Genomic DNA, 23,721 nt, shown 5'->3' on the forward strand with positions numbered 1-23,721 from the left:
AATTATACTTCCAAATCTGCTGCATTAACCATTGTTTCTTTTGTAATAATTGGCGTTTTAATTATTTTATTAAATGCAATTAGTATAATTCTAATAAATTATGATTTTATAAAAAACGCTAATGAATGGGTTATATTAATTACATTTATTTTCATTTATATAATTACATATAGTTTTGTCAGTAAACAAATTTGAGTCAATTATGAAAAAGACAATCCTACTTTTAACTTTTAACTTTTTACTTTTTACTGTTTCTGCCCAAGAAATAGCACTAGTTAAATACAAAGGTGGTGGAGATTGGTATGCAAACCCAACCTCGTTACGTAACTTAATTGCGTTTTGTAATAATAACATTGGCACTAAAATAAACCCAAAACCACAAGATGTAGAAGTTGGAAGTTCTGATATTTTTCAATTTCCTTTTTTACATATGACGGGGCACGGAAATGTGTTTTTTAGTGAAACCGATGCTGAAAACCTTCGTAATTATTTAATTTCTGGTGGTTTTTTGCATATTGATGATAACTATGGTTTTCAACAATACATAACGAAAGAACTTAAAAAAGTATTTCCAGATAAGGAATTGGTAGAACTTCCTGCAAATCACGACATTTTTAATATAGCGTATAAATTCCCGAACGGCTTACCTAAAATACATGAACATGATGGCAAGCGCCCCCAAGCCTTTGGTATTTATTTTGAAGACCGATTGGTTTTATTATTTACCTATGAAAGTGATTTAGGTGATGGTTGGGAAGACCCCGAAGTGCATAACGACCCCGCAGATGTTAGAGAAAAAGCCTTGAAAATGGGCGCTAATATTGTTAAATATGCGTTTGAACATTGAATTGATTAACGATTGACGGTTTTTGATTTACGATTTACGAATTAACACCTAAACAGAAAACAACTTAACAAATAAACACATCAACACCTTTGCAGCTTACCCACTACAACATCCATTTTAAAAAACGTAAATTCCCAATTGTCCTAGTATGCGATAATGTAACCAACGCACCAAACATTGGTAGTTTATTTAGAATTTCTGATGCTTTTGGGGTTGAAAAATTGATGCTTTGTGGTGAAGGTATTTCTATTGGAAGGAAAATTACAAAAACTTCACGAGCTACTGAAAAAGTAGTGAATTTTGAAATTTGTGCATCTGCAATTACTGTTGTTGAAAAGTTAAAAGAACAAAACTATCAAATTATTTCGTTGGAAATTACATCTACCAGCAAACCGCTTCACACCTTAAAATTTGCGGCAAAAAAACCGATAGTACTCGTAATTGGCGATGAAAATTTTGGGGTTTCGGAAGCTATTTTAAATATATCGGATGTTGTGATTCATATTGATATGTTTGGTTTAAATAGCAGTATGAATGTGGTGCAAGCCACCAACATTGCCTTGTATGAAATGACCAAGCAGCTTGTTTAGCCCTGATAGAAGCGGCATCCTTTTTTGATTTTTCTTCAAAAAAGATATAGCGGATAGCAGGAAACAGCTTCTATAAATTGATTTTATTTCACCAAAACTTTCTTCACAAAACTACTTTTTGGGGCTTCACAAAGGGAACATTCATAAGTTTCTGGTAGGCTTTCAAACGGGGTTTCTGGCGGAATATTTTGGGTGATGTCGCCATAAACTTCGTTATAAACCGTCAAACAATCTGTGCACTGATATACTTGTTCTTCAATACTTTCCTTTTTTACAGCTTTTACTGAAACCTCTTCGCGTTCGGTTCCTAATTGCTCAAAATACAACTGACTTAATTCCATTAACAAACCAGGTAACTCCACCTTATCAATATCTTGAACATGCATGATGTAGTCTCGTGTATTTGGGTCGAAATTTTTGGCGTACAATAAATTGTAGGTGTCTCGAATTACAAAACCATGTAACGCTTCGGGTTGTTTGTTTTTCTGAATAACTACCGATGTAAAATAATAGGCCTTACTAGCGTAATTGGTGAGTCCGAAAGTTAAACCATAGGTGCTGATATCGTTCTGATCGAAATTAGTAACCAAATATTTTTTTAGACTCAAAGCTTCTTTATCATTCACCGGCAAATGCCAATTGAGTTCTAGCATGGAGTGGCGTACGTTGATACCAAACTTGCCTAAAAACTTCTCCCATTGGAGTTTTGCTTGCAACGGAATACCTTTTACAATGAATGATTTCCATGGGGTGATGGATATTTTACCTATTTTATTTTCGGCGCACAACTCGCACATCGCTTTTAAAAAATTTAGGTCGTAACGGTTATTTCTCCAATATAAACCCAACCAATATTTATCGCCTATTCTATTCATGCCCTCATAGTATGGAAATGGGTAAAATGGGACTTCCAAAGGTTTATCGACGGTTCTGTTGTTGGTGTCTATCGCATCACTAACCAATTCGAAAATAGTTTCTACATTTTCTGGTTCTTCCTGCAACATGTTTTCAATGGCAAGCTCTACTTTATCTAAATCCCAGCTATAAATAAGCGCTGGATACATAACTGTTTTTTTCCATTCTGGAAGTCGGATGTACAAATACCAATAATCTTCGTGTTCTGAAGCTATAAAATTAATATGCCCCGTAAATAAAGGCACTAAACGTTGTTTAGGGTCGGTAATATTAACACGTAAATTTAATTTATGTTTGAATTGTTCCAAAACGTATAAATACCTATCGCTGGTAAGCCATGAGGTACTTGGAAAAATATCGGACGACACATAAGACGACACCATATTTTCGCAACGGTCTGCATTTGGAACTACTATTTGAAGTTTATCGAACGTCTTTAATTTTTCTACATCTACAGGTTCTGGAAAAACAATATCTTGTCTTGAACCAAACGAAATGGAATCTAAACCCAAACTTTCTGCGGCTTCACAAATGTATTTTAACTCGCCCGGCGACAGTACACCACCGTTCACTATTAATCTATATGATTCACTCATGCCAATACTTTTGCATTATTAAGAATTTCCTTAACCTCCGTTTTACAACTTCCGCAGCCTAAACCTGCTCCTGTTTTGTTACACAGTTCTGTAAAATCGGTACAGCCACTTTTAATGGCATCTTCAATATTACCTACACCTACCTGACTACAGGAACAGACTAATTTACCAATAACAGGCACATCGTTTGAAGATCCGCGTAATAAAGTGTTTCTTTTATCAGACATTTCGATTTTGCTTTCAATCATGGTTTTAAATTCGGCAAATTCATTTTTATCACCCATTAAAACCGCACCAACTAACAAATCGTCCTTTACAATACATTTTTTATAATAGCGTTTTGAAATATCGGTGAAGATGACTTCCTCATACGAATCATCATTTTCAGGTACATTTATTTCGCCAATGCTACACAGATTTAAATCGTTGAATTTTAAAATATTCATTAAAACCGAACCGTTATAAGCACAACTAATATCGCCCGCAATAAAATTGGCTAAAATAGTGGCTTGCTCTTCTGCTGCTGAAGTAATTCCGAATAATTGATTATTAAATTCGGCAATTTCACCAATCGCAAAAATATCTGAATTGGACGATTGCAAATGCTGATTCACTTTTACTCCACGACTGCAATGAATGCCGTTTTCTCTCGCAATTTCAATATTAGGAATCGTTCCAATAGCATATACAATGGCATTAGCCGTAATGAACTTTCCACTTTTTAAAGTGATGTTTAATTCGCCTGTATCATCATCATCAAATACGGTACTTACTTCATTGTCAAAGTAAATTTGAATACCACGTTCTTGCACATCCAAAGACAACAATTTACTTGAAATTTTATCTAATTGACGTTCCATTAATCGAGATGCCCGTTGTATGATGGTGATTTTTACGTTTTTATGCTTCATGGCAGCTGCCAACTCTAAGCCTAAAAGTCCGCCTCCTACAATAACAACGTGTTGTTCTTCGGGTGGTAAACCTGTAGCATCTAAATAAGCTTTAAATCTATCGGCATCATTCTTATTACGCATGGTAAAACGCCCAGGCAGATCAATTTGAACATCTTTTGGAATAAACGAACGACTTCCAGTTGCCAAAATAAGCTTATTGAAAGTGTGTTTATCGCCATTGGTATCTGTCACTATTTTATTTTCAGAATCGATTTTGTTAATTGATGTTTCAGGATATACCTTAATATTTAACTTACCTAACTCTTTTTGTTTTATTTTAAGAAGTTGTTCCCAACTCAATTCTTCAGTTACATATTCGGGAAGCAACACCCTGTTATAAAACAAATTAGGCTCTTTTGAAAATACATGAATTTCATCAACTTCATTCGATTCTCTATAATTTTGAATAAATCGGAATGCTGCAGCTCCTGCCCCAACAATAATAATTTTTTCGACTGGCTTTTTATATTTTGAAACGGACACACGAGTATATTTAAAATCGGGTTCCTTCGATTCTGGATCTATATGTGTGTTGGTTAAATTATTAGCTCTATTTAAGGTGCTTTGCAACTGTTTCCCCCAGTGCATGGGTAAAAATACACAACCTTTTACAATACTATCAGTTACTTTTGCTCGTACCCTAACAACGCCGTTTTCGCTTTTAATTTCGGTAATATCACCATCTTTAATTTTACTTAAATATGCATCCACAGGATTAATTTCTAAAACGGGCGTTGGATAATGGGTTTTTAAACGGGAAACTTTGCCCGTTTTTGTCATGGTATGCCAATGGTCTCGTACCCTGCCTGTTGTTAAAACTAAGGGGTAATCTTCATTGGGTTGTAACGCCGTATTGTGAATACTGGTAGCCACATTAAAAATGGCTTTTTGTGACGGCGTATAGAATTTTTTATCTTGAAAAAGTCGTGGCGTTCCTGCATGGCGGTATTCTGATACTGGCCACTGAAAGGTGCCTTCACTTTTTAATCTGTCATAATTTAAAAACGATACATCAATTTTTGTTCCTTTGGTCATAGAACAATATTCATCGTAAATTTCTTCGGTACTGTTGTAGTTAAAGCCTCGGAAGCCCATACGTTGCGCAAAATCACAGAAAATCTCCACATCGGGTCTGGCTTCTCCAGGGGCATTTATTTCTTTAGGTAAATAGGAAATACGACGCTCAGAATTCGTCATCGTCCCTTCTTTTTCTAACCAACCAGCAGCAGGAAGTACCAAATCGGCAAAAGCCACAGTATCCGCTTTATGCGATATATCTTGAACCACAACAAACTTGGCGTTTTTCATGGCTTTTTCAACGCGATTTAAATTAGGTAAACTTACAAGTGGATTGGTACTGGCAATCCAAATAGCCTTTAATTTTCCAGATTCCAAAGCATCAAACATTTCGGTAGCTGTTAATCCTGGATTTGGTGAAATTTTATCAACGCCCCAAAATTGGGCTACTTCCCTGCGATGTTCTTCATTCATCAAGTCTTTGTGCACTGCCAAAAGATTTGCCATTCCTCCTACTTCACGACCTCCCATGGCATTAGGTTGTCCAGTTAAAGAAAACGGACCAGAACCTGGTTTACCAACTTGTCCGGTTATAAGTGATAAGTTTAGTAAAGCTGTGTTTTTATCGGTACCTATTGCACTTTGGTTAAGCCCCATGGTCCACATGCTAATAAAGCCTTTTGAAAGACCAATAATATCGGCGGCTTTTCGAATATCTGTTTCTGAAATTCCACAAATTTTTGAAGCTTCTTTTAATGAAGTTTCGAAAATTTGAGTTTTATAGGCATCAAACCCTTCGGTATGATTTTTAATGAAGTCTTCATCAATTAATCCGCGTTTATACAAACATCTTCCTATGGCATTATATAAAACAACATCGGTTCCGGGAATTAACTGAAGGTGTAAATCGGCAAAATTTGCTGTATCCGTTTTACGCGGATCTATTACAATAATTTTCACATCGGGATTTTTCTCTTTATGCTGCTCGATGCGTCTGAAAAGAATGGGATGACACCAGGCAGGATTTGCACCAGTAATTAGAAAACAATCGGCTAATTCAATATCTTCATAAGATACTGGCACACTATCTTCTCCAAAGGTTTTTTTATATCCAACAACTGCCGAACTCATGCACAATCGTGAATTCGTATCGATATTATTGGTCCCTAAAAAACCTTTAGTTAGTTTATTGGCGATGTAATACTCTTCGGTTAAACTTTGTCCTGATACATAAAAGGCAACGCTATCCGGACCATGTTTTTTTATAATAGATTTAAAAACACTTGCTGCTCTCTCTAAAGCATCGTCCCAACTTACACGCTCGCGAGGATGTGAACGACTCCAGCGCATTTCGGGATATAAAATTCTATCGGAAGTATCGTTAACGACGTAATGTAAATTCATGCCTTTTGAACAAAGCATACCTTTGTTTACAGGATGGTCTTTATCACCTTCAACCAGCACCTTATTATTGTTATCTTTTTTAACAATAATCCCGCAACCAACTCCACAATACGAACACGTTGTTTTTACTTCCTTTTTATGCATTTACAAATACGATTTATTACGAATTACGTTAATTTAACAACACCAAACAAGCTCCTAATCTATTATTAGTAATACAATAAAAAAGCTACTTGTTTATTCAAAATCTATTAAAATTAACTTTTATAATCTGCCTTAACAGTAATTAATTCAGGACTTACTTCGTTTAAGTTTGGTTCCAAAACCACTTCATCTTCTGTTGAAAAACGAATGGCAAGCGCTAAAACTCCTGTTAACACAACCACAAAACCGATGATGAAATAACCGCTTGAAACTGCGCTAGATGCTGCTGCAGATTGCGCTGATTTCATAACTTCTTCACCCAATCCTTGATTTGAAACAAGTGCTGCTTTTTCCGCTACAGCCGATTTAGATTTTAATAACATAGCTGCTAAAAAAGCCCCTACATTTCCACCGGCACCAACAATTCCTGAAACCGAACCAATCGCTTTTTTATTTATAAATGGTACCACAGAAAAGGTTGCCCCTTCAGCCATTTGAACTGTTAAACTAAACATGATTAAAAACATGATTCCTAACACAATACTTGTCGTTGTAGAAAATGTAACTAACATAATACCTTCTAATGATAAGATGGCCGCAAGAAACAATACACGACCACGTAAACCTTTAAGTTTTCCAAATTTATCACCAAAGAAACCACCTAAGGTACGAGCAAAAATATTCATTAATGCAAAGGACAAAACAATGTTTCCTGCGGTAAGTCTGCTTAATTGAAACGTGTTTTGCAAATAATCATCCATGGTACCATATACTGTAAGTTCTATACCAAAACAAGCAGCATAAACTACAAAAAGTATCCATGTTCTATAATCTTTTATAACGGTTGAAAAACCAACTTTATCTTTTTTAGTAGTAACTTCTTCACCAGCGGCTCTTAAATCTTTAAAGTTTCCTTCAGGTGTATCTTGAGTAAAAAAGTAATACACAATTCCCATTAAAAAACAAACGATACCTGCAATAACCATTGAATATCTCCAAGCCTCGGCATCGGCAACTCCAAAACTTACTACAGCAGCTGCGATTAATGGCATCCCTAAACGGTTAGCACCACCACCTAAATTACCCCATCCTGCAGATGTTGCATTGGCTGTTCCTACTACATTAGGAGCAAACATTAAAGAGGTATGTACTTGCGTAATTACGAACGAAGCACCTATGAAACCAATAAATAACCTACATACTAAAAATTGAAGTGGCGTTTGTACCAAACCACATGCAATTACAGGAATAGCGCCTAATGTTAGCAACCATGTATAACATAATCTTGGACCGTATTTATCACATAATTTTCCAATAAGTAATCTGGCAAATACGGTTCCTGAAACTGCTAAAATGATAGAGTTCCATTTTTGAGTTGGAGTTAATCCTAAATCTTTAACAACATCGGGCATAAATGGAACAATACCAAACCATGCGAAGAAACACATGAAGAATGAAATTGAAGTAATCCAAAATGTACGTGTTGGAATCGATTTAAAATTGAACAAACTTAGTTTAGTTGCCTTAAGAGATTGTGTCGTTTTCATAATAAGTATATTTATACGTACAAAACTAAGTATATATACTTAATAATAAAAATATAAATTACGTATTATATAAATAAATACGTATTTGATAAATATCAAAATCTGTTTTTATGAATCTATCAAAAAACCTTACTTAATATATTGAATTTTACGAATAATAGAATAGAAAAACTAAGTTTGAACTATATAAGTTGATACTCATTAGCCTTATTACTTAGTTCCATAAGATTTTTTACGTTTAATTTTTTCATTAAATTGAAACGATGTACTTCGGCAGTACGTTTGCTAATTTGAAGTTCATCAGCAATATCTTTATTATTTTTTAACTGTAAAACAAGGTTTAATATTTGCTTTTCACGTTTGGTAAGATTGAATGGGTCTTCAATTTGTTTTGTTTCCGGAGTATTAATTGAAGGGGTTGCTGTGTTACCATTCACAAAATTATTCATAATGATTGCTGAAACATCACCCGTAAAGTATTTTCCTCCTGAAGCGACTTTGTGAATGGCTTTTAAAAACTCTTCTTTACTTGCTCCTTTCAGTAAATAGCCATCGGCTCCTGCTTGAATGGCTTTTACTACGTATTCTTCAGAATCATGCATTGAAAGCACTAAAGTTCTAACATGGGGATGATTTTTACTTATTTCAGCAACAACCTCAATACCATTAAGTTCTGGCATTCTGATATCCACAATCAATAAATGCGGTTTATTTCTCTTAATAACCTCAAGAGCCTCAGCACCATTTGATGCCTCATCAATAACACGAATGCCTTCCTGATCTTCTAAAAGTGCTTTTATACCATCTCTTACTAAAACATGGTCGTCTGCTAAAACTACATTTATCATATTCATTTTCTATTTTTATAAGTACAAAAATAAGGATTTTAAGTAATACTACGTAATTTCATTTCAATAGAAAAAACATATATCAATAATTGTCTTTTAAGATATATACTTTAATAGTAGAAAACTATGAGCTTATCGAAGTAATAACCAAAAAAGCCAATAATGCGATGTCTCCTATCGTCGACATGACATTCAAATTAACCCAATGGTATATTCAACGTTACTCGTGTTCCTTTTCCAATTTCGGAAGTTATAAAAAAACGCCCATCTATATATTTAATGCGTTCTCTCATAAAGGTCATTCCCATACCGCCATCGCCATTTTTAACATGCTTTACTTTTGAAGGATCAAATCCTTTCCCATTATCATCAATAACAATACTAAGTATATTTTCACTGTGTGATAACGAAACGAGGATATGTGTAGAATCGGCGTACTTAATGGCATTATTAATAGCTTCTTGTACAATACGGTAGATATTAATTTCCACTAACGAATCTAACCGTTTATTAAAATCTGTTTTATTGAATAATACAATATTTTTAGCGGTAAGTTTACCTAATTCCAACGTTAATTTTGAAAGTGCCGGTACAATACCATGATCGGAAAGTTCTGGTGGTGTTAAATTGAAGGTTGCTGTTCTTACTCCTTTAATAATATCTGATGTGAGTACTTTTAAGTGTTCAATTTTTAAAGCTGCTTTATCAATATCCTTAATATCAATACTTTCTAAATTGTATTTTAAACCGGTGAGCATTTGCCCAATGCCGTCATGCACATCTTTGGCAATGCGGTTTTGTTCCTTTTCTTGATTTTCAATAATTTTACTTGAAACAACCTTTTGCTGGTTTATTTTTTCCTCAAAACTTTCCTTGGTTAATCGGGCAATTTCAAGTTGAGCTGCTTTTCTTGTGGTAATTTCGGAAGCAATGATAAGGAGTTCCGATTTATCATCCGTGGGGTTAAACGGAATAATTGCCATTTCCAACCAAATATCTTGATTATCTTTCGTTGTTCCTTTTACTTCACCTTGCCAACCCTTTTTTCTATGTTTATTAATTAAGTTTTCAATAACAAGTTGCTCTGCTTCATTTATAGAAAGTACTTCAGCAAAATTGGTAGTCATATTAAACTTTGTGAACTTAAAAAGTTTTGAAAACTTCTTACCCATATGCACTAAATTTCCAATAGTTGAAATGCGTGCAAACAGCAACGTTTCATCCATGGCATGACTTAACGCTCGCAATTCTTTAATCGATTTTTCTTTGGAAATACTTAGTTCGTCGGCATCAAATGCCATTTTTTTAGCTTTTTGCTCTGCAAATAATAATTCTGCAAGTATGGTTTTAACCGATTTTGCTGTTGGCCAAAATATAAATCGAAATTCTGCCAATAATATAAGTATGGTAAATGCCATTATAAACAACTCCAACTTACGTAACCAACTTACTTTAGCATCGGCTTCTAAATCGTATTGATTTACAATCTCGTCCATAACATCAAGAAAATGGCCTTCGTATTGTTTTACAATGGCTACATCCTCCACAAAAACCGAATTTGATAATGGCGGAATGTTTTCAATTTTTTCAATAATGGCTTGGGAAGCATTGCTAATACTATCCAACGTTTGATTTAAAACTTCAAATTTATCTTTGATAATTTCACTATTATTCCCTGGCAATCCTAAACTATCATTTCCGTTTTGAAGTGCCTTATGTGATACTGTCCATAATTTAAGAGTTTGCTTAACCTTTTCCTTAAGGAGCAGTCGCTCTTCAATGCTATCTTCCGTAGAAAGTAATACAATCTCTTTTGTTAATTTCTGACTCAACATACGCTGTCTTCCCGCCACATTAATAACCGAAGAGTCACTTTGTTGGTCTTTTAAATACTTGCGCACCAAAATCTGACTCACAATTACCGAAAGCGCAATGGCACTCAAAGCAATAATGTACAAACGGCTTAATCTATCAAAAGTGCGTTGATCTAATGAATTACCGTTTTTCGTCATTGGTTATTTTAATTTTTAGGAAATAGCTCGTTTAACAAGCGCTAAACTTTTATCTGAAAATTTAAGTTTTAGGGCTTCTGCATGTCCTTCTTCCGACATTTTAACCCATGTTTTTTGTAGAATATCAATTACCTTTTCATCGTTGTGCTTTTCAGCAAACTCTTCAAAGTAATAATCTAAAAATACCAAACAAATCACATCTTCAATCGTTTGGCTTTCTTCATTCTTTTTAATAAGTTTCTTATTGATTAAAAAAGAAACGCGCTCAATAAACTCACCGTCATAACCCACTTCTTTTAAAATATCAGCTGTAATTTCAGCATGCATTTTTTTAAGCGTTTCACGCCATTTTAAATAGCCAACTCTATCCATTGGGTATTCGTCTCTAGCAATTTTCCAACGGCAAATATGTTGCGCTCTGGCAGCAATTTGAAGCGCTCTCGAAGCATCTGGGTTAAACTGCAACAACTTTTGAGACATACGTTGCGAATACAATAGTTCTTTAGGAAAATCCAAACCACAAGCGTGGTAAACGTTAGGATCTTCAGAATTTTGTTTATCAATTAATGCAATGGCTGTTTCAAAACGTGTTGGTTTCATGGTGCGTATATTTTAATGTTAATCTGAAAAGCCAATATACACATTTCCTCCTTCAATTTTAACAGGATATACCGCAATTTTTAAATCATCGCCAGCTAAATTCGTACCGTCTTCCAACGAAAAATTCTTTTTATGCATGGGGCAAGCCACTTTAGCAATGCCCTCTTTATCGCCAATCATCCCTAAAGACAGCACCATTTCCATTTTATGCGGACACAAATTCTGGCAAGCATACCATTTGTCTTTTCTAGCGAAATTATACACCGCAATTTGCTTGGTTTTGTACTTAATACACGCCCCACTATTTTCAGGAAAATCCGATACGGTACCAACTTCAAACCACGTTTTAACGTCAGCTTCTGTAACCGATTTATATTGTTCAAGAATATTTTGCATATCTATTAGTTTACTCGTTTATCTGTTTATTTGTTTATGCGTTTGAAACACTTTCACAAATCCACTTTATTTAATTCATTTTTTTATTTGGGCGTTACCCTATCGGGTCGGGCTTTCCGCTACAAGTCCTCGTTCGTGCCTCACTGCGGGCTTTCCGCTGCAATCCCTAACGCTAAACAATTGATAATTGTCAATTGTCAATTGATTTACCACGCCTTTGGCATTTTCTGGTCACGCATTGGTACAAATACCAAATTATCATCCGTATCATCCGAATTCACAAAATGTTTGAAACGTTTTGCCATATTTGGGTCTTCAATAGCTTGTTTCCACTCACATTCGTATTTGTTAACAAGACCTTGCATTTCCAGTTCTAATTCTTCAGCAATTCCTAACGAATCTTCAATAACTACTTTCTTTAAATATTCAATACCACCATCCAATTTTTCTAACCAAGGCGCTGTTCTTACTAAAGGTCCAGCGGTTCGTATGTAAAACATTAAGAATCTATCTAAGTATTTAATAACTGTAGCATCGTCTAATTGTTCTGCGAAAAGCACCGCGTGTTTTGGTGTGGCACCACCGTTTCCACAGACGTATAAATTCCATCCGCCATCAACAGCTATCAATCCGAAATCTTTACCTCTGGCTTCAGCACATTCTCTAATACAACCCGAAACGCCTCCTTTTAATTTATGTGGTGAACGTAACCCTTTATATCTATCTTCAATTTCGATAGCGAAGGTGACACTTTCGTGCATTCCGTAACGACACCATGTAGAACCAACGCAACTTTTTACCGTTCTTAAAGATTTTCCGTATGCATGGCCGCTTTCAAAACCGGCATCAATTAATTCTTTCCAAATAAGTGGTAACTCGTGTAATTGTGCACCGAATAAATCGATACGTTGTCCACCAGTTATTTTAGTATATAAATCGTATTTTTTAGCAACTTCACCAATAACAATCAACTTATCGGGTGTAATTTCTCCACCAGCAATTCTTGGCACCACCGAATAGGTTCCGTTACGTTGAATATTGGCCAAAAAACGATCATTTGTATCTTGAATAGCCACTTGTTTGTTTGGCGTTTCCATAGTAATAGTCGCGAAAATAGACGCTAATGCTGGCTTACAAGTTTCACAACCGTCGCCTTCACCAAACAAGTTTAAAGCTTCGTCGTAATCTTTAACTTTATTAACTTTCACCAAATCGTATAACTCCTGACGGTTAAAACTAAAGTGCTCGCAAAGGGTTTCTTTAACTTCTTTTCCAAGAGATTTTAAAGTTTCATTTACCAAATCGACTACCATTGGTTTACAACCACCACAACCTGAAGTTGCTTTGGTTTTTGCAATAACATCGCCTAAATTTTGGCAACCGCCTTCAGTAATTGAAGAACAAATCATGCCTTTAGTCACACTTTCGCAAGAACACACCTGCGCTGCATCTGGAATATCCATCACACTTCCAAAGGATGAACCACCTTCACCTCTACTCCCTAAAATCAACTCTTCAGCATCTTCAGGAATTGGGAGACCGTTTAAATATATTTGATGAAACATATTATAATCAGATGCATCACCAACTAAAATACCTCCTAAAAGGCTTTTTCCATCATGACTGATATTAATACGTTTGTATAAATTCTTCGTTTTGTTCTCATAAATAATCGAATAGCCTTTTTCAACAGGCATAAAAGGCTCGCCGTAACTCGCTACATCTACACCAATTAATTTTAATTTGGTAGACATATCGATATCGCTTTCCATTAAAACCTCTGAGTTTCCTATAATTTGGTTTACGGCAACACCAGCCATATCGTAACCGGGAGCTACTAAACCGTAAATCATTTGGTTATATAAAGCAACTTCGCCAATAGCATAAATTTCTGGATCGGAAGTTTGCATTTTATCATTAACCACAATACCACCACGGGTTCCCATTTCCAAATAACAGGTTTTTGCTAATTCATCACGCGGTCTAATTCCTGCTGAAATAACCAACATTTCCACATCAATTTTATCATATTCTCCAAACTCCATTCCTGTGATACTTTTATCACCAAGAATTTTATTTGTAGCTTTTGATAAGTGTATATTGATTCCTAAAGATTCTAGTTTTTCTTGCAACACTTTACTTGCTCTGGTATCTAACTGTCGCGGCATCAATTTATTTGCAAACTCAACTACATGGGGTTCAAAACCCATATCCATGACTGCTTTAGCTGCTTCCAAACCCAATAAACCACCACCTAAAACCGCAGCTTTAATAGTGTCTTTTTTTCTTCCTTTCTTCAATTTAGCGGCATACGAAAGCATGTCTTCTAAATCTTCAATAGTTCTATAAACAAAAACACCTTGTTTTTCTACACCAGGAATATTTGGTACAAAAGGCGCAGAACCGGTAGCTAATACTAAGTAATCGTATTTATAATTTAAGTCTTTTGACGTTGTTACTTTTTTAGAAACACGATGAATTGCTGTAATACGTTCGTCGGTAACCAATTCAATTCCATGCTCTTCATACCATTCTCTAGGAGCCATTTCAAGAGCTTTCGCATCTTTATTCTCAAAAAACTCACTTAAATGAACACGGTCATATGCTGGTCTAGGTTCTTCACCAAAAACAGTTAACTGAAATTTTTTATCTTTTGCTAGTGCTACAAATTTTTCACAAAACTTATAACCTACCATTCCGTTACCAACTACAATAATTTTCTTCATGATTACGTATTTAATAATACAAACATAAACAAAAACTACGTATTAATACTTATTTTAAAATATAAATTATACTGATTTTATTGAATATTAGCAATTTCTTAATTTGAATAATCATTTTCTAAGTATTCATTAAAATAAAATGGTAAGAAATACGAATGGACGCTATCAATTGATAGTTAGTTAAAAGATTTTATAAAATATAAAGCTCTTTTTTCATTATAATAGACATTCTTTTTATCAATAAATCCCACATGGCCTCCAAATTTTGGCATTTCTAAATATAAATTCGGATTGTTTTTAGCTTCTTTAACCGGGTAACATTCTGGTGACAAAAAGGAATCGTTAAGCGCATTAATAATAAGTGTTGGCGTTTTTATTTTTGAAAGAAATTGAAGACTACTGCATTGCTCATAATAATCTTCGGCATTTTTAAAACCATGTGCTTTTGATGTATAAATATTATCAAAATCGTATAAAGTTTTTATTGAATTAATATCTTCCACACTCAAATCATTGGTGTAGTTTTTTTGTTTGATTTTTAACCGGTTAACTAAATGCCTTTTAAATCTGTCGTGAAATAATATATTTTTAAAAGTGTGCAATTCTTTAGCAGATCCAGATAAATAACAAGGTGCTGAAATGGCAATAGCCGATTTAATTTCCTGTGGAACTAATCCACCTTCACCCAAATATTTTAAAATAATATTCCCCCCTAAACTAATGCCTTTCAGGTAGATATCTGAATATTTTTTATTTAAAATAGCGTGATTAATAATCGCTTCCAAATCTTCGGTAGATCCCGAATGATAACTTCGGTACAACAAATTATCTTCACCACTACACCCTCGAAAATTTACACAAACCGCATCAATATTATTCTCGTTAAATAATTTAGCAGCTCCTGTTACATACGGACGTTGGGCATTACCTTCCAATCCGTGAAGCAAAATAATTAATTTGTTGCTTTTTTCTTTTGAAAAACTCCAATCTAAATCCAGAAAATCTCCATCATCTAGCCTAAGGCGTTCACGTTCTTGTTTTAATGAAACACGACGTACCAAACCTGAATAAACAGTTGAAACAAAACCTTTTTTAAAAAAGAATAGTGGTTTGTAGGTTGGTTCTATTATTGGCATATTTGGTTGTTGGTTTTTGGTTTTTGGTTGTTGGTTGATGGTTGCTGAAATTATTAATTTTTCATTGTTAATTGCTAATTGTCAATTGTCAATTGTCAATTGTCAATTGTCAAAGATGTGAATTTAAAATTAGTTCCGTCAAACAATCCTTTATCACTTAGTTTTAATGATGGAATTACCAACAATGCCATAAACGATAAGGTCATGTAAGGCGCGTGTAACGTGCTACCTAATTGTTTTGCCATGTTGTCGAGGTTAGCGTATTGTTTTCCTACCGTAATTCCATCTTTATCACTCATAATTCCTGCGACTGGAAGCGGTACAATTTTTTCTTCGGAATTTGAAATGGCGCAAATACCGCCTTTATTTTCAATAATTAAATTAACCGCTTTACAAATGGCTTCATCAGAAACACCTACGGCAATGATATTATGCGAATCATGCCCTACAGATAATGCAATAGCACCTTCTTTCAATCCGAAATTTTTAATAAATGATATGGCAGGTTTTTCATTTTTATAACGATTTACCACCGTCATTTTTAATATGTCTTTTTCGATGTTTGAAACTAAATTTCCGTTAACTATTAAAGCATCTTCAATTAATTCGTTTGTCACTAATTGACCTTCCAGTGCTTCAATAACTCTAATTTTTTTGGCTGAAGATTCATATTTAAAATCTGAAATCTCTTTTTTAATACAATTGAAATTATTCAGAATATCAAAAGATACTGGCTTAATTAAAGATTTTCCTTTATCAAAAACCAACTCGCCATTTATATATGTTTGAAGCGTTTTGAATTTTACTAAATCTTCAACAATAATGAAATCTGCAAAATCACCTACTTGTAACAATCCAACCTCTAAATTATAGTGTTTTACTGGATTTACACAAGCCATTTGCAGTACTTTAAACACATCAATATCTTTTGCAATAGCTCTTGCGCAAAGTTTGTTTATATGGTCTACAATCAAATCGTCTGGATGTTTGTCATCACTACAAAACATCATGTTTTCAAAATTATCTGATGCCAAGTCGATTAGAGCATCGAAGTTTTTAGCGGCACTTCCTTCACGAATTAAAATTTTCATGCCTTTTTGAAGTTTTTCTAAAGCTTCTTCATAAGTAAAACATTCGTGGTCGGTAGAAATTCCTGCGTTGATGTATTTAGTTATGTTGTCACCTCTTAATCCTGGTGCATGACCATCAACCGGTTTACCATATTTTTTTGCCCAATCAATTTTCTTCAAAACCTCTTCATCATCAAACAGAACACCCGGGTAATTCATCATTTCTGTTAAATATTTGATGTTAGGATTTTCTAAAAGTTTTTTTACTGCTTCAGAATCTATCACCGCACCCGCTGATTCAAACGTGGTAGCTGGTACACACGATGGTGCTCCAAAATTGAACTTAAACGGTACTTTTTTTCCGTTTTCAATCATAAACTCTACACCTTGAACCCCTAAGACATTAGCTATTTCGTGCGGATCTGAAACGGTTGCTACGGTGCCATGGGTGACGGCTAATCTAGCAAATTCACTTGGCACCAACATCGAGCTTTCTATATGAATATGGGCATCTACAAAACCCGGAAGGATATAGGTTTCAATGTTATGATTCTTTTCAATAATCGATGCGATTTTTCCATTTTCAAAAGTGATTTCACCTTTAAAAAAACGTTTGTTTGGTATGTCGATTATGTTTCCTTGTAGTTTCAAATTATGATTTTAGTTAATTAGACACTTCGACTGCGCTCAGTGTAACAAATTTATTTTAATTCAATTCTTAAAATATGTTTGGTGTTTTCGGATACTTTAAATCGGTTATCGGCACGCATACCAACTATCCAAATAATAGCTTTTCCAGAGCACAATACCCACGTTTGCTCTTTTTCTAAAAGCGATTGCTTTTCATCTTTAAGATACTTGCTCACTTTCTTCTTCTTACCATCCATTCCTAAAGGAAAAAACACATCGCCTTCCTCCCATGTTCTTAAAGTTAATGGAAAATTTAAGGTCGTTTTATCTACATATACAATGGTTTTCGATGTTTCTAAAATAGCATCGGCTTCATCAAAAAACAATATACCTAAGGGCGTTTCAACTTGTTTATCAGTTTCTGAAATAGTAATAATGGAACGCTCATCATCAACTAATTCACTTAATAATAAATAATCCCTATCTTTTACTAAACGCCAATGTTTTGAAAACACTTGCTTACCAGGTTGAGCGTTTAATAAGTTTGTAACATCGTCCCATTCTGTAAATCCGTAAGCATTTAAAAACCGGTATAAATAGGCTTTTATGTTATGAAACTTCTTAATTTCAAAAATACTTAGCTTAAATCCTGTAGGGGTTAACTTAATAATGCCCTCTTTGAATAAAGCTTCAATCCTATCGTCAATAATATCACAAGAACCCTGTAAATTATTTAAAGTAGTTTGAAAACTCTGCAATAAACTGGGGTTTATTTCCTTTAAAACCGGAATAACGTCGTGCCTTAATTTATTACGCATATATTTAGTGGATGCATTACTGCTATCATCACGCCATTTTAAATGATTTTCTTTAGCATAAAACTCAATAAATTCTCTCGAAAAAGGCAAGAGTGGTCTTACTAATTTACCATTAATTTCAGGAATACCCGTTAAACCATCTAAACCTGTACCACGCGTAAAATTTATCAAAAAAGTTTCCAAATTATCATCGGCATGGTGAGCCGTTAAAATATAATCGTATTTAAGTTGTTTTGCTAAAGTTTCAAACCAATCATAACGTAAAATACGGGCAGCCATTTGTATAGATAGTTTACTGTCTTGCGCAAAAGTGGTCGTATCAAAACTTTCAACAAACACTTCCAAATCCAAATCTTCTGCTAGTTGTAGCACAAAATCTTCATCGGCATCGCTTTCTTTTCCTCTTAAATTAAAGTTACAATGTGCCAAAGCAATATTGAAACCTAATTTATAGCATAAATACGTTAAAACCACGCTATCTATACCTCCTGAAATTGCTAGAAGTAACTTGCTATTTTTTAAAAACGAAAGCTTAGCGTTTATATGGGTTTCAAAATTGCCAATCATATTTCAAAGTTAATGTTTATTTTAATCTCGCAAAATGGCTTGCCTCTAAAGTTTTTATTTTTATAGCTACTGCCCCAAAAACTGATTTTAATCACATAAAATTCTACAGAATTTTGTAAATTTCGAAGACGATACTAAATACAGGCATTATGAGTTCTATAGAAAAAATAAACGACCAAGCAACGCAAAAAGCGTTCAATAAAAAAGTGGTAGCAACCTCACAACAATTGCATCCTTATGTAAAACAACGTCTTTATATAGCAGAATCTACAGGGGTTATACCTAAAAAAATGTATGCTTCAAATGGTATTATAGATGAAAGTATTGCTTCATTTTATGAAAAAGGCTATGATATTGACATGGAAGTAAATGCTATAAAATTAAAACTTTTTAAATATGCTGATGCGGAATTGGATGCCATATTTAGGAAAGAGGATTTTCATAAAAATACAGTAAGTACAAATTCCATTTTAGAAGAAGAAATGGAAGCTTTGAAAGAAAAATATACCATTGATGATGGTTTTGATTTTGTAATGAATGATGAATTAAACGATATTTCATACCAGCAAGACCAAAAACAGAAACACTTATTTTTATATGATGAAGCAGATAATTCCTTTTTATCAACTTTTGAATCGGAGGATTTATCAGAAAACAAATCGAAAGAAATTATAGGAAGCCTTTACGGTTGGTTGCCTTTAAATGTTTCGAGTATAATAGACTTATTGGTATTTGGAAAATTAAATTTTGAAGAAATAGCGAAAGTTAAATCGATTGAAGTTAAGCGTGTTGAATTTATTTATGAAGAAGTTAAAAATAAATTTAAAGACCATTTAGATTAATCTTCTAATACCTGTCGCATGGCTTTGGCTTTTACCAAGCACTCTTCGTATTCCTTTAGTGGGTTGCTTTTAGCAGTAATTGCCCCACCAACGGAATAGGATACGTATTTTTTGGTTTCATTGTATAAAATACTACGTATTACCACATTAAAATCAAAATCACCCATGGGAGTAAAATACCCAACAGCGCCCGAGTAGAGTCCGCGTTTAGTTTCCTCTAAAGCTTCAATAATTTTCATTGCTGAGATTTTTGGCGCACCCGTCATGCTTCCCATTGGGAAGGTACTTTTTATCACATCAACGGGATTGGTATCTGGTGAAATTTGCGAGATAACGGTCGATATCATTTGGTGCACTTGATCAAACGTGTAGATTTTACACAATTCCTCCACGGCAACCGTACCTTTAATAGCGGTTTTAGATAAATCGTTACGCACCAAATCAACTATCATAATATTTTCGCTAAGCTCTTTAGCATTGGCTAACAAATCTTTTTTTAATTGTTCATCTTCTTTTTTATCCTTAGAACGTTTAGCAGTTCCTTTTATGGGTTGAGAAATTATGGTAGTTCCCTGTTTTTTTAAATAACGTTCTGGAGAAGCTGAAAGCAGATATTTATCTTGGTATTTAAGAAAGGTTGCGAATGGCGTATTGGAAATTCTGTTAAGTTTCAAATAGGTTTCCAGTGGGTTAATCGTGGTTTCTTCCGCATAAAACTCTTGACAAAAATTAGCTTCATACATATCGCCTCGGTGTATATGTGCCAGCATGCTATTTATTTTTTTGAAATAGTCATTTTTATGGATACGGAGTTTTATTTTGATGGGATTGTTGATTTGTTGATATGTTGATTCGTTGATTTGTTTAATCTCTTTTAAATCTTCTTTCCATTCATCATCAACCATTTTTAAATACTGTATTTCAACTTCATTTCCTTTAAAAAAGAAGATTTTTTTGGGTTGAAAGAAGTATAAATCAGGAAACTCCAAGCCATCAAAATTTTGTGATATTAGATTTTCAACAGCATTTTTTAAATCGTACGTCAAATAACCAAAAACCCAATCTTTTACGGTGTTTTGATATTCTTTTAGATGCTCAAAAGCTTGTGTATAATCCGTTTTAATACTTGTAAAAGCATCAACTGCCAATACGGCATCGTAGTTAGAATAGTTTTGATGGTAATTATTAGAATCTAACCAAACTACATCATCAAACTGTTGCGACCATTGCAGCAACTTATATTTAAACAAGTCTATATTTGGTGTGGTATGGTGGTAAGTTGTTCTCAATTCTAAAATTTAAGTTGTAAAGTTAATTAGATTCCTTAAAAATTTGCAAGTTTAGTACTTTAGTTTATATATACACGCTGAATGAAATGCCTTATTATAATTATGAAATTCCTATTTGTAGAAAGAAAAAACAGTTGTAATTAGGGGCTTGAAAGGTGATAATTTAATACTTTATACAGGAAGATAAACAATAAATTGGGCACTTACATTTTCGGTTCCTTGAGCAACAATATAACCATTGTGGTTTTCTACAATTTTTTTACATATTGCCAAACCGATACCTGTACCCGAATATTCGGTTTTTTGATGTAAACGCTGAAATACTTCAAATATTTTTTCGGCATATTGTTGCTTGAAGCCAATACCATTGTCTATAAACGTTATTTTGTGATATTGTTTATGTTCTTTTTGAACAGAATCAGGCAGTTCTGTAGCTGAAACTTTGATATACTGAATTTGTATTCTTGGAGTTTCGTCTGTTCTTTTATATTTTATAGCATTAGATATTAAATTGGTGAACAATTGCTCCATTTGAAACGTGACTCCCATTATTTTGGGAAGATTATCTGAAATAATTTCGGTACTTGAATTACTAATATTTGTGGTTAAATCTTCTTTAACTTTAGCTAATACGTGGTTCAAATCAACCTTTTCAAAATCTTTTTTTGTAATGTTAATTTTAGAATAAGCCAGCAAATTCTCAATAAGCGATTGCATGCGGTTAACGGCTTTAATCACTTTTCCAAAATAGTCTTTACTCTTTTCTGTGAAATTTTCTGCTTCAGTATCTTGTATTCTTAAAGCAAACAATTGTATTTTTCGTAAAGGTTCCTGTAAATCATGACTTGCTACACGGTTAAAGGATTCAAGCTCATCGTTTCTGCTTTTTAATTCCAAATTACTTTTCAATAACATGGCCTCTGCCTCAATAGTTTCAGTAACGTCTTGAACAACACCTATCATAACCAATTTATCATTTTTGTTTATAAATTGACCATTCGTTTTAAAATGCCTTATAGTACCCTGTTTAGTAAGTATTCGGTAAGTATGTTCGGAAACTTGAAGTTCTGTTAATGCTTTTTTTCCAATTTTATCATATTCATTTAAATCCTCTGGATGTATAAATTCCCTGTATTTTTCAAATGAAGGCTCAAACTCCTTTGGTTGATAGCCTAACATTTGATAAAAATTATCTGAAATTTCAGAAATACCCGTATCCAAATACCAGATAAAATTACCAATTTTAGCAATACGTTCTGCCCCTGTTAAAATAGAATTTTGAATTATAAGCACTTCATTTAAATTTACTAATTGATTTGCTTTTTCTTTATCTCCTGTAACATCCCTGGTTGTTATTGTAACCCCATCGCCTAATTTAATGGCAGTGGCTTTAAACCATTGTACGCTGCCATTTTTATTATTGTAAGGAACCTCATATTCCACAGCTTTATCATTTTCTATGGCATTCACCATATGCTCAAAAACACCTGAATTAAAAGTACTTGGAAATACTTCTGATATTTTTTTATTTTTAATATCGTCTGGAATATCTCCTGTTAGAGGACTTATTTTATCATTAACAAAAAGAACTTCAAAATCTACAATTTTACCATCCTTATTTCTGATGCTTTTAAAGTGCATAACTATATGCGAAATACTCTTAAAAATATTTGTAAGTAGTGCACGATTATCTAATAATGTTAAGTTTTGATGCTCTAAACGTTTTTTAAGAGCCGATTCCATTTCTTTAGATTCTTCATCGGCTGTAGCATTTCGGCAGGTAACCAAAACACCTTCTGCAAGTGAGGTAACCAATAATTTAAACCACATGGTTTTACCATCAATGCTAATTTTTCTATCAAAAACAACTTTAGTCTTTTTTTTAAATGATGTTATTAATTCTTGCAATTCACTATGCGATTTATGTAAAGGATACACATTTAACACTGTATCGCCCATTATTTTATCTGGTTCGAGTCCTAGATAATCTCGATTACAATCATTGGCATATATAATTTTGAAATCTATTATTTCATTGGTAATACCATAAATGGGTTCGTAATAGTTTACTATATTATCGGTTGTGGCTAGTACGTTTTTTAAGAAGGCTTCCGATTTTCTTATCTTTAATTTGTTATTGTATATTCTAAAAAAAGAGATAACAAATACAAGCAACGCAAAAAATGCCAAGATTAATAGCATATTTGGCGTTAAAGATTTATGAAAAGTATAAGTTAGTTTTCTTTCGTTTAATAAACGCTTTTCATCTGTAAGCATTCTGTTTTTTATGCTCCCTATGTCGTCTAAAGTTCTATTGATTTTTAATTTTTGGGATTGTTTTATTTCTGCTGCATCTAAACTGTCTTGCTCATTAACAACATCCAAATTTAAAAGTTGGCTGTGTAAATTATTTAACAATGCCGTAAGTGGCTTTATGCGTGCTTTTTGTAAATCGTTATCTTGAATAAGTAAACTTAAAGTATCTATTATAGATTGCCCTTCTTGCTTATAAGCTATAAACCCGTTATTTGAATCTTTGTTTTTTAATAATTCTTCTCTAAATTCTTCTGTTTTTGCTTTATTATAATGGTTGGTTAAATCACTTAAAGCATTATAAACTTGTAATGTATGCACAACCCTTTCTGCAGATTTTTGCGTAAGCATAATTTGCCTATAGGTCATGCTAGTAGTAACCAATAATAACATAACGGCAATAACCAGCAGTACTATATAAGTTTTTGTAGAAGTATATAATTGCTTAAAGTTCATACGTT

General features: G+C 33.6%; 16 protein-coding genes. 3 read left to right on the top strand and 13 right to left on the bottom strand.

Annotated elements, in window-relative coordinates; all coding sequences use genetic code 11:
* Window positions 1-202: 202 nt before the first annotated feature.
* On the top strand, window positions 203-847 hold the full coding sequence (locus EV196_RS04285; RefSeq protein WP_132215285.1) for a DUF4159 domain-containing protein: 645 nt from the start codon (window positions 203-205) through the stop codon (window positions 845-847).
* Between the two features lie 89 nt (window positions 848-936).
* Window positions 937-1,437 (top strand): TrmH family RNA methyltransferase, encoded by a 501-nt coding sequence (locus EV196_RS04290; RefSeq protein ID WP_132215287.1) that lies wholly within the window; start codon window positions 937-939, stop codon window positions 1,435-1,437.
* Window positions 1,438-1,520: 83 nt separating this feature from the next.
* On the opposite strand, the gene EV196_RS04295 is transcribed toward EV196_RS04290, so the two are convergent.
* The 11 genes from EV196_RS04295 to tilS form a co-directional block, all read right to left on the bottom strand.
* Window positions 1,521-2,948 (bottom strand): rubredoxin domain-containing protein, encoded by a 1,428-nt coding sequence (locus EV196_RS04295; RefSeq protein ID WP_132215289.1) that lies wholly within the window; start codon window positions 2,946-2,948, stop codon window positions 1,521-1,523.
* Window positions 2,945-6,466 carry a nitrate reductase gene (locus EV196_RS04300; protein WP_132215291.1) on the bottom strand — a complete coding sequence of 1,174 codons (3,522 nt, stop codon included), beginning with the start codon at window positions 6,464-6,466 and terminating at the stop codon, window positions 2,945-2,947. The genes EV196_RS04295 and EV196_RS04300 overlap by 4 nt, the downstream gene beginning before the upstream one ends.
* A 113-nt stretch (window positions 6,467-6,579) precedes the next feature.
* Window positions 6,580-8,013 carry an MFS transporter gene (locus tag EV196_RS04305; RefSeq protein ID WP_132215293.1) on the bottom strand — a complete coding sequence of 478 codons (1,434 nt, stop codon included), beginning with the start codon at window positions 8,011-8,013 and terminating at the stop codon, window positions 6,580-6,582.
* Between the two features lie 182 nt (window positions 8,014-8,195).
* Window positions 8,196-8,867 carry a response regulator transcription factor gene (locus EV196_RS04310; protein ID WP_132215295.1) on the bottom strand — a complete coding sequence of 224 codons (672 nt, stop codon included), beginning with the start codon at window positions 8,865-8,867 and terminating at the stop codon, window positions 8,196-8,198.
* A 191-nt stretch (window positions 8,868-9,058) separates the two neighbouring features.
* Window positions 9,059-10,873, bottom strand: coding sequence for a sensor histidine kinase (locus EV196_RS04315; RefSeq protein ID WP_132215297.1), 1,815 nt, complete (start codon window positions 10,871-10,873; stop codon window positions 9,059-9,061).
* 15 nt (window positions 10,874-10,888) lie between these two features.
* Window positions 10,889-11,473, bottom strand: a complete 585-nt coding sequence (locus tag EV196_RS04320) for a DUF4202 domain-containing protein (protein WP_132215299.1) — start codon at window positions 11,471-11,473, stop codon at window positions 10,889-10,891.
* A gap of 18 nt (window positions 11,474-11,491) precedes the next feature.
* Window positions 11,492-11,869, bottom strand: a complete 378-nt coding sequence (gene nirD, locus EV196_RS04325) for a nitrite reductase small subunit NirD (protein WP_132215301.1) — start codon at window positions 11,867-11,869, stop codon at window positions 11,492-11,494.
* Window positions 11,870-12,075: 206 nt separating this feature from the next.
* Window positions 12,076-14,595 (bottom strand): nitrite reductase large subunit NirB, encoded by a 2,520-nt coding sequence (nirB, locus tag EV196_RS04330; RefSeq protein WP_132215303.1) that lies wholly within the window; start codon window positions 14,593-14,595, stop codon window positions 12,076-12,078.
* A 176-nt stretch (window positions 14,596-14,771) separates the two neighbouring features.
* The gene (locus EV196_RS04335) at window positions 14,772-15,731 is read right to left on the bottom strand and encodes a YheT family hydrolase (RefSeq protein WP_132215305.1); all 960 of its coding nucleotides are present in this window, start codon (window positions 15,729-15,731) and stop codon (window positions 14,772-14,774) included.
* A gap of 95 nt (window positions 15,732-15,826) precedes the next feature.
* Entirely contained in the window at window positions 15,827-17,452 is a 1,626-nt protein-coding gene (gene ade, locus EV196_RS04340; RefSeq protein WP_132215307.1) for an adenine deaminase, read from the bottom strand.
* Window positions 17,453-17,502: 50 nt separating this feature from the next.
* Complete coding sequence (gene tilS / locus EV196_RS04345) at window positions 17,503-18,816, bottom strand: tRNA lysidine(34) synthetase TilS (protein WP_132215309.1); 1,314 nt, start codon at window positions 18,814-18,816, stop codon at window positions 17,503-17,505.
* A 149-nt stretch (window positions 18,817-18,965) separates the two neighbouring features.
* On the opposite strand from tilS, the gene EV196_RS04350 reads away from it, so the two are divergent.
* Window positions 18,966-19,658: a hypothetical protein gene (locus tag EV196_RS04350; RefSeq protein ID WP_132215311.1), complete on the top strand. Its 693-nt coding sequence runs from the start codon at window positions 18,966-18,968 to the stop codon at window positions 19,656-19,658.
* Here the strand turns inward: EV196_RS04350 and EV196_RS04355 are convergent.
* Together EV196_RS04355 and EV196_RS04360 are read right to left on the bottom strand one after the other, a co-directional pair.
* Window positions 19,655-20,947: an anthranilate synthase component I family protein gene (locus EV196_RS04355; RefSeq protein ID WP_132215313.1), complete on the bottom strand. Its 1,293-nt coding sequence runs from the start codon at window positions 20,945-20,947 to the stop codon at window positions 19,655-19,657. The genes EV196_RS04350 and EV196_RS04355 overlap by 4 nt on opposite strands.
* Window positions 20,948-21,118: 171 nt before the next feature.
* Window positions 21,119-23,716: a PAS domain-containing protein gene (locus EV196_RS04360; RefSeq protein ID WP_132215316.1), complete on the bottom strand. Its 2,598-nt coding sequence runs from the start codon at window positions 23,714-23,716 to the stop codon at window positions 21,119-21,121.
* Window positions 23,717-23,721: the final 5 nt, after the last annotated feature.

This window comes from Mariniflexile fucanivorans (assembly GCF_004341235.1).
Classification (GTDB): Bacteria; Bacteroidota; Bacteroidia; order Flavobacteriales; family Flavobacteriaceae; genus Mariniflexile; species Mariniflexile fucanivorans.

Excerpts from the sequence above, each read along its gene's own strand:
- EV196_RS04285 (WP_132215285.1), top strand. The coding sequence starts at position 203 with ATGAAAAAGACAATCCTACTTTTAACTTTTAACTTTTTACTTTTTACT.
- EV196_RS04295 (WP_132215289.1), bottom strand. The coding sequence starts at position 2,948 with ATGAGTGAATCATATAGATTAATAGTGAACGGTGGTGTACTGTCGCCG.
- EV196_RS04300 (WP_132215291.1), bottom strand. The coding sequence starts at position 6,466 with ATGCATAAAAAGGAAGTAAAAACAACGTGTTCGTATTGTGGAGTTGGT.
- EV196_RS04305 (WP_132215293.1), bottom strand. The coding sequence starts at position 8,013 with ATGAAAACGACACAATCTCTTAAGGCAACTAAACTAAGTTTGTTCAAT.
- EV196_RS04310 (WP_132215295.1), bottom strand. The coding sequence starts at position 8,867 with ATGAATATGATAAATGTAGTTTTAGCAGACGACCATGTTTTAGTAAGA.
- EV196_RS04315 (WP_132215297.1), bottom strand. The coding sequence starts at position 10,873 with ATGACGAAAAACGGTAATTCATTAGATCAACGCACTTTTGATAGATTA.
- EV196_RS04320 (WP_132215299.1), bottom strand. The coding sequence starts at position 11,473 with ATGAAACCAACACGTTTTGAAACAGCCATTGCATTAATTGATAAACAA.
- nirD (WP_132215301.1), bottom strand. The coding sequence starts at position 11,869 with ATGCAAAATATTCTTGAACAATATAAATCGGTTACAGAAGCTGACGTT.
- nirB (WP_132215303.1), bottom strand. The coding sequence starts at position 14,595 with ATGAAGAAAATTATTGTAGTTGGTAACGGAATGGTAGGTTATAAGTTT.
- EV196_RS04335 (WP_132215305.1), bottom strand. The coding sequence starts at position 15,731 with ATGCCAATAATAGAACCAACCTACAAACCACTATTCTTTTTTAAAAAA.
- tilS (WP_132215309.1), bottom strand. The coding sequence starts at position 18,816 with ATGATTGGCAATTTTGAAACCCATATAAACGCTAAGCTTTCGTTTTTA.
- EV196_RS04350 (WP_132215311.1), top strand. The coding sequence starts at position 18,966 with ATGAGTTCTATAGAAAAAATAAACGACCAAGCAACGCAAAAAGCGTTC.
- EV196_RS04360 (WP_132215316.1), bottom strand. The coding sequence starts at position 23,716 with ATGAACTTTAAGCAATTATATACTTCTACAAAAACTTATATAGTACTG.